Below are 12,012 nucleotides of genomic sequence, written 5' to 3' on the forward strand. Positions count from 1 at the left end.
TTGTATTTATAGATAGTATCTTTATTTTTTTAAATAAAAGAGTGTATGATTAAAAAGTCTTTAAAAAACACAATACTGATCAATATAGGAGCCTTCTTGTTGGTTTTTATGCTTGAAACATTGAGTAATTTGTTTTTTAAGGATAATTTTAAGACTAGTTATTTATTTTACGCACATGGGCTTGATTATACTTTTATGATTATGGGCTTCATTTGGGTAAATCATTTTATTCTGATTCCTTTTTTCTTAGATAAGAAAAGGTATTTTATATATGGAATACTACTCATAGGGAGCTTATTACTTTTTTCCTATTTAAAAACAAATAGTTGGTCTGGCACTTCTAAAATATCCTTTTTTCTTCTGTATACAACCGGAGCTGGTATGGCTGTTTTTTTCTTAAGAAGAAATATGATCATTCAAAAAGAAAATGAGGAGAAAGAAAAATTGCAAAAAGAGATGGAGCTTACCTATTTAAAAGAGCAGGTAAATCCTCATTTTTTGTTTAATTCATTAAATAGTATTTATTCGCTAGCTAGACAGCAATCGCCGGAAACTCCCGATCTTGTTATGCAGCTCTCAGAATTGATGAGGTATCAATTAGAAAGTTCTAAAAAAGACACCGTTTTATTAAAAGAAGAACTTGAATTTATAGAAAATTATTTATTACTTGAAGATAAAAGACTAAGTAAGCGTTGTACTATTGAGTTTTTAATTGAGGGTGATTTGATAGGTTTGCGAATTGCTCCAATGTTACTTATTCCATTTGTAGAAAATGCTGTAAAACATGGAGCTCAAAGTACTAATGAGCAAAGTACTATTGATATTTCTGCAGCTATAAAAAACACTACCCTTCATTTTTGTGTCGTAAATTCAAAGCCTTCTATGGTTTCTGAATTGAAAAGAAATGGTATGGGACTCGAAAATGTGAGAAGGCGTTTAAATCTATTATACCCTGATTCACATGTATTAGAAATTGATAATGAAGAAAACTTATATCGTGTAAATTTAGCTATTGACTTAGCAATTTCAACACTAAAAAAATAGAGTTAATGATTAAAATTGGTATCGTTGATGATGAAACACTCGCACGTAAAGTGTTAGAAGATTATTGTTCAAAAATTAATAATTTTGAATTAGTATTAAGTACAGGAAATCCACTTGAGTTTATCAATTTTATGCAGCAAAATGAAGTTGATCTTATCTTTTTGGATATAGAAATGCCTGAACTTAACGGCATGGAAATTTTGCGTTCTATGGTAAAACCACCTAAAGTTATTTTAACTACGGCTTATTCTGAATATGCATTAGAAAGTTATAATTATGGTGTTGTAGATTATTTGTTGAAACCTATAAAAATTGAACGTTTTTTGAAAGCTATAAACAAAGTTTCAGCTTCAAATATGATACAGCCTAAAAAGAATAAAGGAAATGAAGAGCTTCAAATAAAACACGATGGAATCCCTGTTAATATTCCATTTAAATCAATTTTATACATTCAGAGTTTTGGGAATTATTTAAAGATTTTCACAGATTCAAGAATGTATCTTATCTCTGAAACACTGACTAATATTACGACATTATTGTCTGAAGATTTCCAACGCACACATAAATCATATATATCCAATTTGACTAGAGTTACAAAGGCAACCAGAACCTATTTGCTAATTGAAAATAATGAAATCCCAGTTAGTACTACGTATAAGGTTATTGTTTTTAAAAAATTGGACGCTTTAGCCAAAATATAAAACATGGGCACTCTCCTCGCCTATTCTTAAGGCAAATTGAAGAATGAATACAATTTTAGAAGGTCACTTCAACTATCATTTTGTCCACTTGAGATTCTTTTTTAAATAGAAGGACTATATCGTTACTAGTTTTGTTGTTATAAAATTAGTTAACATGAAAAAAGTAATTACAATTCTAGCGCTGATCGTTTTTAATCAAATAAATGCGCAAGTAACAACCATTTTTAAATATGCTTGTAAAGGGAATATTAATAAGGTGGACTCACTTTTAAAAACACAGGATATTAATGTTAAGAGTAAAAACCAATCAAGTTTATTACACTTTGCCACCTATTGCAATCAGGAAGATATATTTAATTTTCTTATTGAAAGAAACATAGATATTAATACAAAAAATAAATATGGAGACACTCCACTTATGTATGCTGTATTAAGAAGAAATGTAAAAATGACCAAAACGCTTATTGCTAAAGGTGCTGATGTAAACACCGTAAACAAGGACAATTTTACGCCATTATACAATGCCGTACAATCTGATAATAAAGAGTTAGTAGATATGCTACTAAAGGCAAAAGCAGATATAAACCTTGGTGAAGCATTATTATTTAAGGCAGTACTCAACAATAGTTTAGTTGTTCTAAAAAAAATTATAGATGAAAATACTGATATTGAAATCGTAAATGAGTATGGCAATACACCTTTATCTTTAGCAATACGTGAGGATAATCCTGAGATTGTGGAATTTCTACTAGCTAAAGGAGCTGATATAAAAAAAGTTCCTCAATATCATCTCAAAGGAGAATATTTAGGACAGAAGAAACCTGATAGTATTCCCTTGTTGTTTGCAAAAAACTTTATTTCTACAGAAAACTTTGTGCATAGTCCCACCTTTTCTTCGGACGGAAAAGAATTGTATTATACTGTGGAGTCTTGGAGATATCATGGAGGTACCATATTTGTAACAAAACAAGAAAATGGAGTTTGGACCCAACCAAAACCTGAAAAAATTGATGGTGATTACAGAGAGATTGATCCTTTCCTCTCACCAGACAACAATACTTTATATTACTGTACAGATAGACCTATTGTAGCAACTGACTCTACTCGTGCTAATTGTGATATGTGGATGCTAAAAAGAGAAGCTAACTCATGGAGTAAACCAACACATCTTGGTAAGTTTGTAAACAATGCCGAACACCATGATTGGTTCCCAACGCTTTCAAATGATGGAACATTGTTTTATTCAACAGGACCAAATCGTTCTAGTAATATTGTTTTTTCTGAATATACAAATGGAGCGTATCAACGTCCTATAGATTTAGGTGCGAAGGTAAATTCGGAAAGTAGAGATTATGATCCTACCATTGCACCTGATAAAAGCTTTATCATTTTTTCTTCTAACAGGCCTGGAGGTTTTGGCTCAGTAGATTTATATATAAGTTTTAAAGATGAAAACGGTAATTGGAGTGATGCTAAAAATATGGGAGCATTAATTAATACAAAAACCATTGAATTTGCACCACGTTTATCACCAGATGGAGCTTTTTTATTCTTTAATCGTGAGGGAAGTATTTTTTGGGTATCAACTAAGGATATTCAGAAATTACAAGATTAATTTAAAATGTTTTAAATTACCTAATCAAACACTTAATTTGTGAAGAAAAATACCAATTACATTTGGCTTATTATAATTTCAGCAATTGTTATTACGTTGCTGGCAAACATAGGTTTATTTAATTATTTTTATAAACTTCATAACTTACAAAACCCTACACCAGCAAATCAAGAGCAATATTACTTTGCTATCCGCATAGGCTTTGTTGGTGTAATTATTGAATTATTAATGCTTATGGTTTTTACGTTCTTTAATTACTCATGGAAAGACAAACTATTTGGTAAAAATAATATAGGATTAATCATTATTAGTAATGTATTCATACTGCTTACTTTTATTGGTATAAATGTACTTTTATCTAAATATGTAACTAAAACACATCCTAATTTAGTATTCTCGTTAAGCTATGTCAAAGATTTTCTAATTAACCATTCATTAGTCTTAATGATTGCTATAGTTGGCCCTTATGTCTTATTACGCATAGAAAAAGCTAGGGAACTGGAAATGAATTTAATCAAAATTAAAGAAGAACGATCTATTGCGGAATTATCAGTATTAAAGGAACAGATTAGTCCTCATTTTTTCTTTAATACATTAAGTACCTTGAGTTCTATTGTTAGAAACGATACTCAAAAAGCAACTTTAGAATTTATTGATGATATATCAAATACGTATCGTTATTCGCTATCATCTACTAAAACAGATGTAGTAACATTAAAAGAAGAACTAGAATTTATAAAATCGTACTCAGATTTATTACAAAAGCGTTTTGGTGAAAAGCTAAAAATCACCTTAAATATTTCTGAAGAAATTTATGATAGTCATATACCGCCAATGTCTATTCAATTATTAATAGAAAATGCCATACAACATAATGTTATTGCCTCTGAAAGTCCTTTATTGATAGCTATATACAACAAAGATGCTTATATATATGTTGAAAATAATTTATACGAAAAAAAGGAAGTTGAAAGTTTTGGTATTGGCTTAATGAATTTAAATAATCGGTATAAACTTATTGCTAATAAAGAAATTCATATTGAAAAAAAGCAAGATGTATTTCTAGTAAAACTTCCTTTATTAAGATGAATGTTGTAATAATTGAAGATGAAATTAGTGTAGCTCAAAACTTATGTGACTTATTATTTGAGCTTAATCCAGGAATTAAAGTTCTAGTTGTATTAGAAACTGTAAAAAGCAGTATTCAATGGTTTCAAAAAAATGACGCACCAGATATTGCCTTTTTTGATATTAAAATTGCTGATGGAAATTCTTTTGAGATACTCGAAAAAATAACACTCAATTTTCCTATAATATTTACTACTGCTTTTGATGAATATGCACTTAAAGCCTTTAAATATAACAGTATTGATTATTTACTAAAACCTATTAAAAAAGCGGAATTAGAAAAATCAATTTTAAAATATAGAAACCTTTACACTCGCGATAAGATCATTTTAGATAATAATTTAAAGTTAATCGAAGCAATAAAAAACATTAAAGAATCAACAAAAAAAAGCATTTACAAAAGTTCATTTTTAGTAAACTATAGAAATCAGTTGATACCTTTAGATGTAAACATCATATCTTATTTTTATTTGGAGAATCAAATAGTTTATTGCAAAACCAATGAAGATAAAAAATATCAGATCTCTAATACTTTAGAAAAGTTACAAAAGCAATTAAATCCTGATTTGTTTTTTAGAGTAAATAGGCAATGTATTGTTTCCAAAAAAGCAGTGAAATCTGCTAATTTTATTGAAAAAAGAAAACTGAAACTTATTTTGTCTCCTGAACATGATTCAGAAATTAGTATAAGCAAACTAAAAGCAAGTAGCTTTAAAAAATGGATGGAGATTGACCGATTTAATTAAGATTTTATGTTTTCTATAAAACGCTCTTTAAACGCTCTTCCAATTGGAATTTTTTGTTCTATTCCGTTGATAATAATTTGATTACCAGAAACTTTAGAAACATAGTCACTATTCACAATATAAGACTTATGTGTTTGTAGAAAGTTATTAGTAAGCTTTTCCAACCATTGTTTTAATGAATCGGAACTTATTATTTTTTTGTCTTTCGTTGCTACTTCTGTATAATCTGAATCGGAGTGAATGTACATAATAGCATCACTTTTAACCTTTATTAGATCATAACCTGACTTTATTAAAAATGTTTGTGCTACAGGTGTTTTAGCTTGTTCATTGTGAGTTTCTCTCGGTTGAGATGTTGTAGTTTTATTGTTCGCCTTAGCAATAGCTTTTACAAATCGTTGAAAAGAAAATGGTTTCAGCAAATAATCCACTACATTATACTCGTAACTTTCAATAGCATATTCTGAAAAAGCAGTCGTTAAAATTATATTAGGAGAATTTTGTAGTGTCTTTAAAAAATCTATTCCAGATATTTTTGGTAAATGAATATCCAAAAATACAATATCAACACTATTTTGTTGCAAATATGGAATCGCTTCTAACGCATTATTAAATGTATGCAATAACTCTAACGAACCTACATCTGCAATATATTTCTGCAAAATTCTTTGTGCAGGCGGTTGATCCTCAATAATTATACACGTTTTTAGCATTATATATGTTCTTTTAATTGCACTGTAAGTGATACATCATATACAGAATTAATTGTACTAATAGTTAGGTTATGATTGTTTGGATACAAAATCTCTAATCTTTTTTTAACATTATCAAGTCCAATACCATGCGATAAATTAGCATTGTTACTCATTGTTGAAAAACTATTTACACAAGAAAACGCCAACAAACCACTTGAGTTGACATTTACATCGATACTAATATTTATATTTTCGCTTTGACTTGCAGCACTATGTTTAAATGCATTTTCAACAAAAACACTTAAAATTAAAGGTGCAATAACGAATTTATTTGATGCAACATTTTCATTAAAACGAATCTCTCCTCGTTCTTCTATTTGTAACTCATTAAGCGCTGTAAAATTTTGCAAATGTTCTATTTCTTTGTGCAAAGGCACAAAATCTTCCTTACAATCGTACAACATATATCGTAACACCGAAGATAACTCTAAAATAATTGAAGGCGTCTTACTCGAATTTTCTATTGCATATGAATACAGATTATTCAGATTGTTAAATAAAAAATGAGGATTAATTTGAGATTTTAAAAAGCGCAGTTCACTATCTCTTATAACGGTTTGTAATTCATCTAGTTTTTGTTGTTTCTGCCAAGAATCTAAAGCAAGTTTAAAGCCTACCATCATAAACAAATAGGGCAAAATACTAAACAATGTAAAAAAGATATTTGAAACATATTCACCTCTATCACCTCCAACAAGAATAGGCTCTAACACATATTCTTCAACTACAAATACGGTCAATAAAATAGTTACAATCAAAATCCAAAACATCCATAGTTTTTTAGTGTAGAAATATTTTGGCAGAAATACATAATTGATAACAGTTGCTACGCTAACATAGAATGCAAAGAAGATAAAATCGTAAAATTGAATGCCATGATGCTTATCTAAAGCATACATTAAAAAAAGTACGCCAAACAAGATAATTTGAGATACAAATTCTTTGAGTCTAAATTGAGATATTATCATACTACAAAAATACATTTTGTATTTAATTACTTCGTAGCGAAACCATTAAACTGCATTTATTCTCCACTAAACAACATGAGTTTAAGGGCAAACAACCAATGCGAACAATACAGGTTTACTATGGTCGTTCACAGATTTATTTTTCAATTTCTAAAAAACTATATCATTTTTGTCAAAAATCATCAATCAAAAAATGAACAAAAAAGAAAGAACAATACTAAACAGAAGTTTACACCGAGATATTAGTTATTTCTTTGTAGGATTGATCATTGCATTTTCCGTTTCAGGAATCGCATTGAATCATAGAACAGATTTTGATCCTCAAGAATACACCGTAAAAACAGAAAACTTTAAAATTGATTTGCCTAGTGATGCATCACTAATTACAGAAGATTTCTTTAAACAAGAAGCAAAAAAAATAGCTACTGAAGAGTTTAGAGGTCACAGAATACGCGGACAAGAAGCACGATTATATTTTGAAGATGCCTTTGCTTCTGTAAATCTAAAAACTGGCGAAGGAGAAATAGAATACGTACAAACGATTCCTGTGCTTGGACAAATGACCATTTTACACAAAACTACTAATGTATGGTGGATATGGTTTTCTGATATATTTGGCGTAGCAATGTTGTTCATTGCCATTACCGGAATGTTTATCTCTAAAGGAAAAAATAGTTTTAAAAAACGAGGTTGGTGGCTCGCTACTATTGGGCTAATTTTTCCTTTTATCTTTTTATTCTTGATTAGATAAAAACACTTCTAATAATTTTAATTATGAATTTTAAAAACTGAAGAAATGAAAAACAATAAAAATGTAAGTCGAAAAGCTTTTCTACAAAAATTAGGTTTAGGAGTTGTTGCAGTTCCTTTAGCTACATTAGGTATTTCATCTTTCAAAAAAGAAGAAGAAATAATTGAGCAAAATGATTGTGGATTAACAGATTGGGCTACAGAAGGTCCGTTTTATGTAAGGAACACGAAAGAAAGCGTAAATATTAATTTTACGAACTTACCTGGAAATGCAATGAAAGTAACTGGAACAGTTTATAGTGGCACAGATCAATCAAATCCTATAGCTGATGCAAAAATTGAGATTTGGCACGCAGACAAAGACGGCATATACCATCCAACCGGAGATGGAGATATTACAAGATATAAACCGTCTGAAATTGAATTAAGAGGTTTTGTTATTACAGATAAAAATGGACAGTATGCATTTCATAGTATTGAGCCAGGTTTATACTCTGGAAGACGTAGACATATACATTATAAAATTTCTGCAAAAAATCATGAATCCATAACCACACAAAGTTATTGGTTAAGTGAAAAAGGAACGAAACGTGAAAGAATTGACAGAACAGATAGTAATACAGAAGATTGTAGGTATATAGATTTTAAAAATAGTAAAAATGGTATTGCAGGCACATTTGATATCTACCTTAAACCAACACTCTAATTTTTTAAAAAGTAACTAATAGCTTACTATAGAATTGATTACGGAAAATTCAAATACGCAATATTCTTGTCGTTCTTGTATTATACTCTTGCAAGTATCCAATCGATACCTTTATAAAAGTCATTGATCGTTAGTACTCCTAAATCTGTTTTTTCATTTTGTGAAGCTGCTGCCAATGCAAAACCGTGTGTGTAATCTACAATTACATCAGCAAATAGAATACCTTCCGTTTCATCATTAACTAATGAAATAGCATGCGTTCTAATGGAATTTGTAAGATCGATTAACTCTTTATTAATTAAAGAATGGTCTGTAAGTAATAACCGAGAGACATTAGGATGCCTAAAAACACACTTGCAATAATTTCCTAATAATGTTCGTATAGTATCTTTAGAATTACTAGTGATGGTAATTTCGTTCACATTTTTATAAACAATTTCAACAAGACTTTTTATAATATCTTGACGCGAACCTACATGATGCTTTAATGCCATAGCAGTTACATTAAATGCTTTTGCCAATTTTCTAAACGAAAGTCCACTTTCTCCTTGTTCGTCAAGAATTTTCAGCGCTTCTTTTAGAATGTCGTCTTTTGACAATATCAATTTATCGTTTGTGGGTCTCCCTAAAACCTTACTTGCCATTTCTATGTATTTAATACTTGATAGTGATTTTGTATAAAACCAAACTTCATTGGTTTTGAAGTAATTAATTCTAAATCAATATCATTGTCTAATTCTCCGAACAATCGTTTTCCTTGACCAATTAGAATAGGAATTTGTGTGAGTGTAATTTCTTTAATCAAACCATCATTCATAAAGGATTGCACCAACTTTCCACCATCTATATACGCATTGTTAAGACCTTTTTTATAAAGAAATAGCATTAATTCTTTAGGATTTAAAGCTTTGATCGTTACTTGATTCTGTAATGCTTCAGGAATATCATCTTGAGTTAAACTTCTACTCATAACATAAACAGGCATTTTATAAGGCCATTGTTCAAAACCAAGTACAGTTTTAAACGTGCCACTTCCCATTACTAATACATCTATATTTTTAGTAAACTCCACAAAACTGTTATCATTTTCGTCTATACCATACTTCATTAACCAATCTAATGAGTTGTCTTGTCTTGCTACAAAACCATCTAGACTTGAAGCCATAAAGACGTAACCATTTGCATATCTATCTTCCATACATTGTTTGAATTAAAAGTGCAAATATACAGTGTATAATTTTAATATCAAAACTATGATTTCATTCCACAAACATTACTTGTCTCATCTATTATAATAAATATGAATTCGTGAATTAATACAGAACATTATAATTCAGATTTAAAATTATAATGTTCTGCACTACATAAAATGGTTTAGTGTTTTTTGGTATGTAGTTATTTATTGCATTGATTCCATAAACATCAAGAGAATACAGTTTTTGGAGTTCGTTTCGTCAATGCTAAAAAATTAATCCCATTTATTTTTTGTGGACATGGCTAGCTTTCCGCCACCAGTAAAGAACAATGCTATAGCACCAAATAAGTAAAGACCTAACAATTCAATTCCCCATCCTCCATGTTGAGTTAATGTGAAAATATCACCTGAATGTACTAGGAATATGGCAAATAATACACCAAAAGCAAAGCCAGCAGAAGCCAATCGAGTTCTAAACCCAATAATAATAAGTATAGGCATTATAATTTCTGTAATATATACACCATAAGCCATAAAGGATGGTAGCCCTTTGCCTTCTAACATGCCTTCTATAAATGATACGCCTTTTAGTTTTGCAATGCCATGTAGCAACATCAATACACCAATAGCGATACGCAGGATTAATAATCCTAAATCAGTATTTTTATTCATTTTTTTGATTTTAGTTATTACTAAAGATACTAAATTTAGTATTTATCTATTTTCTTGAGGTAAATCTTTACAGCTACACAGCTCCAATTTTAGCTATGTCACTATTTAAATAAAGCTTTTAAACCATTCTTTAATTCGAAAACAGACTTCACTTCGTTATGATCTAATGCTTTATCAAAAATGGCAAGTTCATCCATGAAACCAATATAGCCAAGGCCTAACATGATTTTTCCGTTTTCTGGTTCCCATGTAAATGGATCATTAATATTTTTTATCACACCAATGAATTGACCATTTAAGAATAATTTAAAAGTAGATTTTGTTTTTGTATTTACTTCCGAAAAAACAATTGCAACATGTGTCCAAGTTTTTGACTGAAATGGAGATGGATTTACCGTAACTGTTCGCTTTTCCCAATCTGTTTCATCACTATCATTCGTTGGATCCCACACTGCAATATCGCCCATTGCTCCTAGTCTGAATCTTCTTGGATTATGATCTGTAAAATCTACCCATAATCCAGCATCACTCCATTTAGAATCTGTAATGCAGATTGGATCACAATAGTGTGGCGCTAAATCTTTGTTAGGATCTAATCGCAACCAAAAAGAAATAGTACCACTCCATGATGTAGTAGTATATCCCACATTTTTATATGCTTTATAAAAAACAGCAGCCGTTTTTGCTTCTTTAAAATGAATTACATCGCCTACAAAACCTTTATCAATTGCTAAAACGATATTGGGATCATGTAAACCTTTTTTAGCATTATCAGCTTCTTTATAATTTTTAGCTGTGTATATATTTGAATCACCTAAAGCTAGGTCTGCAGCTGTTTTTCCATCAAACGAACTGTAAAAAAGTATATGGTCTTTTAATTGTTTTTTTTGAAGAAAAGAAGAACACATAATTAGAAGAAAGCATAGGCTGGCAATAGTTATAAGTATCGTTGTTTTCATATTTTTTTGATTAAAGATTTAAATTTATTTCACACTCCATTCAATAGCTGTATGCGCATGAATTTTTCCTGTATCAAATAGTGGAATGTCTATGTCTGATTCTGAAATTAGAATAGGCAATTCTGTACAGCCCAAAATAACACCTTGTGCACCTTGAGTTTGCAGCTCTTTTATAATCTCAAGAACTTTTTGTTTTGCAGCGTTTGTAAATTGTCCTTTTACCAATTCATTATAAATTATATCATGAACAACTTGTCTATCACTTTCGTGAGGAATCAAAATTTCAAGTCCAAAATCATTCACCAATGTTTTGGTATAAAAGTCTTTTTCCATCGTGAATTTCGTTCCTAGTAAAGCTACTTTTTCTAAACCTGATTTTTTGACAGATTCACCTGTGGTTGTCGCAATATGTAAAAACGGAATGCTTACATTTTCAGAAATATAATGACTTACCAAGTGTATCGTGTTTGTACATAACAAAATGATCTCTGCTCCTGCTCTTTCTAACTGTTGCGCTGCATCTTTCATGAGCTCTCCTATAGAATTCCAATCGCCTTTAAAAGTCAAGCGTTCTATTTCTGCAAAATCTACTGAAACCATGATGCATCTTGCAGAATGCGAACCTCCTAATACATCTTTTGTTTTGGTATTTAAAAACTCATAATACAGTTTTGATGATTCCCAACTCATTCCGCCTATCAATCCTATTGTTTTCATACGTTACTATTTTTGCTTATAAAACTATGCTGAAGTCTTCGGTTGGCATTATTTTA

At 30.0% G+C, this 12,012-nt stretch carries 14 protein-coding genes; 7 read left to right on the top strand and 7 right to left on the bottom strand.

Translation table 11 applies throughout. The features are described from left to right. The first annotated feature begins 45 nt into the window (after positions 1-45). The 5 genes from ACRBBL_RS16980 (at position 46) to ACRBBL_RS17000 (ending at position 5,234) form a co-directional block, all read left to right on the top strand. Positions 46-1,044: a sensor histidine kinase gene (locus tag ACRBBL_RS16980; protein ID WP_431370265.1), complete on the top strand. Its 999-nt coding sequence runs from the start codon at positions 46-48 to the stop codon at positions 1,042-1,044. A gap of 5 nt (positions 1,045-1,049) precedes the next feature. After that, the gene (locus tag ACRBBL_RS16985) at positions 1,050-1,745 is read left to right on the top strand and encodes a LytR/AlgR family response regulator transcription factor (protein ID WP_431370266.1); all 696 of its coding nucleotides are present in this window, start codon (positions 1,050-1,052) and stop codon (positions 1,743-1,745) included. A gap of 154 nt (positions 1,746-1,899) precedes the next feature. Further along, on the top strand, positions 1,900-3,360 hold the full coding sequence (locus ACRBBL_RS16990; RefSeq protein WP_431370267.1) for an ankyrin repeat domain-containing protein: 1,461 nt from the start codon (positions 1,900-1,902) through the stop codon (positions 3,358-3,360). Between the two features lie 39 nt (positions 3,361-3,399). Further along, positions 3,400-4,449, top strand: a complete 1,050-nt coding sequence (locus ACRBBL_RS16995) for a sensor histidine kinase (protein ID WP_431370268.1) — start codon at positions 3,400-3,402, stop codon at positions 4,447-4,449. Further along, positions 4,446-5,234 (top strand): LytR/AlgR family response regulator transcription factor, encoded by a 789-nt coding sequence (locus tag ACRBBL_RS17000; protein WP_431370269.1) that lies wholly within the window; start codon positions 4,446-4,448, stop codon positions 5,232-5,234. The genes ACRBBL_RS16995 and ACRBBL_RS17000 overlap by 4 nt, the downstream gene beginning before the upstream one ends. Here ACRBBL_RS17000 and ACRBBL_RS17005 read toward each other — a convergent pair. Both ACRBBL_RS17005 and ACRBBL_RS17010 read right to left on the bottom strand, forming a co-directional pair. Further along, a complete protein-coding gene (locus ACRBBL_RS17005) occupies positions 5,231-5,947 on the bottom strand; it encodes a LytR/AlgR family response regulator transcription factor (protein WP_431370270.1) in 717 nt (238 codons plus the stop codon). The genes ACRBBL_RS17000 and ACRBBL_RS17005 overlap by 4 nt on opposite strands. Further along, positions 5,947-6,957: a sensor histidine kinase gene (locus ACRBBL_RS17010; RefSeq protein WP_431370271.1), complete on the bottom strand. Its 1,011-nt coding sequence runs from the start codon at positions 6,955-6,957 to the stop codon at positions 5,947-5,949. Before ACRBBL_RS17010 ends, ACRBBL_RS17005 begins: the two co-directional genes overlap by 1 nt. A 193-nt stretch (positions 6,958-7,150) precedes the next feature. On the opposite strand from ACRBBL_RS17010, the gene ACRBBL_RS17015 reads away from it, so the two are divergent. Both ACRBBL_RS17015 and ACRBBL_RS17020 read left to right on the top strand, forming a co-directional pair. Beyond that, positions 7,151-7,708, top strand: a complete 558-nt coding sequence (locus tag ACRBBL_RS17015; RefSeq protein WP_431370272.1) for a PepSY-associated TM helix domain-containing protein — start codon at positions 7,151-7,153, stop codon at positions 7,706-7,708. 45 nt (positions 7,709-7,753) lie between these two features. Then, positions 7,754-8,413 carry a hypothetical protein gene (locus ACRBBL_RS17020; RefSeq protein WP_431370273.1) on the top strand — a complete coding sequence of 220 codons (660 nt, stop codon included), beginning with the start codon at positions 7,754-7,756 and terminating at the stop codon, positions 8,411-8,413. An 80-nt stretch (positions 8,414-8,493) separates the two neighbouring features. Here ACRBBL_RS17020 and ACRBBL_RS17025 read toward each other — a convergent pair whose 3' ends face one another. The 5 genes from ACRBBL_RS17025 to ACRBBL_RS17045 all read right to left on the bottom strand — a co-directional run bounded on the left by ACRBBL_RS17025 (position 8,494) and on the right by ACRBBL_RS17045 (position 11,956). Beyond that, on the bottom strand, positions 8,494-9,057 hold the full coding sequence (locus ACRBBL_RS17025) for a TetR/AcrR family transcriptional regulator (RefSeq protein ID WP_431370274.1): 564 nt from the start codon (positions 9,055-9,057) through the stop codon (positions 8,494-8,496). Between the two features lie 2 nt (positions 9,058-9,059). Beyond that, positions 9,060-9,611 carry a dihydrofolate reductase family protein gene (locus tag ACRBBL_RS17030; RefSeq protein ID WP_431370275.1) on the bottom strand — a complete coding sequence of 184 codons (552 nt, stop codon included), beginning with the start codon at positions 9,609-9,611 and terminating at the stop codon, positions 9,060-9,062. Between the two features lie 270 nt (positions 9,612-9,881). Beyond that, positions 9,882-10,280, bottom strand: coding sequence for a DoxX family protein (locus ACRBBL_RS17035; protein ID WP_431370276.1), 399 nt, complete (start codon positions 10,278-10,280; stop codon positions 9,882-9,884). Between the two features lie 101 nt (positions 10,281-10,381). Then, complete coding sequence (locus ACRBBL_RS17040; protein WP_431370277.1) at positions 10,382-11,239, bottom strand: LamG-like jellyroll fold domain-containing protein; 858 nt, start codon at positions 11,237-11,239, stop codon at positions 10,382-10,384. A 24-nt stretch (positions 11,240-11,263) separates the two neighbouring features. After that, positions 11,264-11,956 (bottom strand): aspartate/glutamate racemase family protein, encoded by a 693-nt coding sequence (locus tag ACRBBL_RS17045; RefSeq protein WP_431370278.1) that lies wholly within the window; start codon positions 11,954-11,956, stop codon positions 11,264-11,266. Positions 11,957-12,012: the final 56 nt, after the last annotated feature.

This window comes from Kordia sp., from assembly GCF_050633145.1.
Classification (GTDB): Bacteria; Bacteroidota; Bacteroidia; order Flavobacteriales; family Flavobacteriaceae; genus Kordia.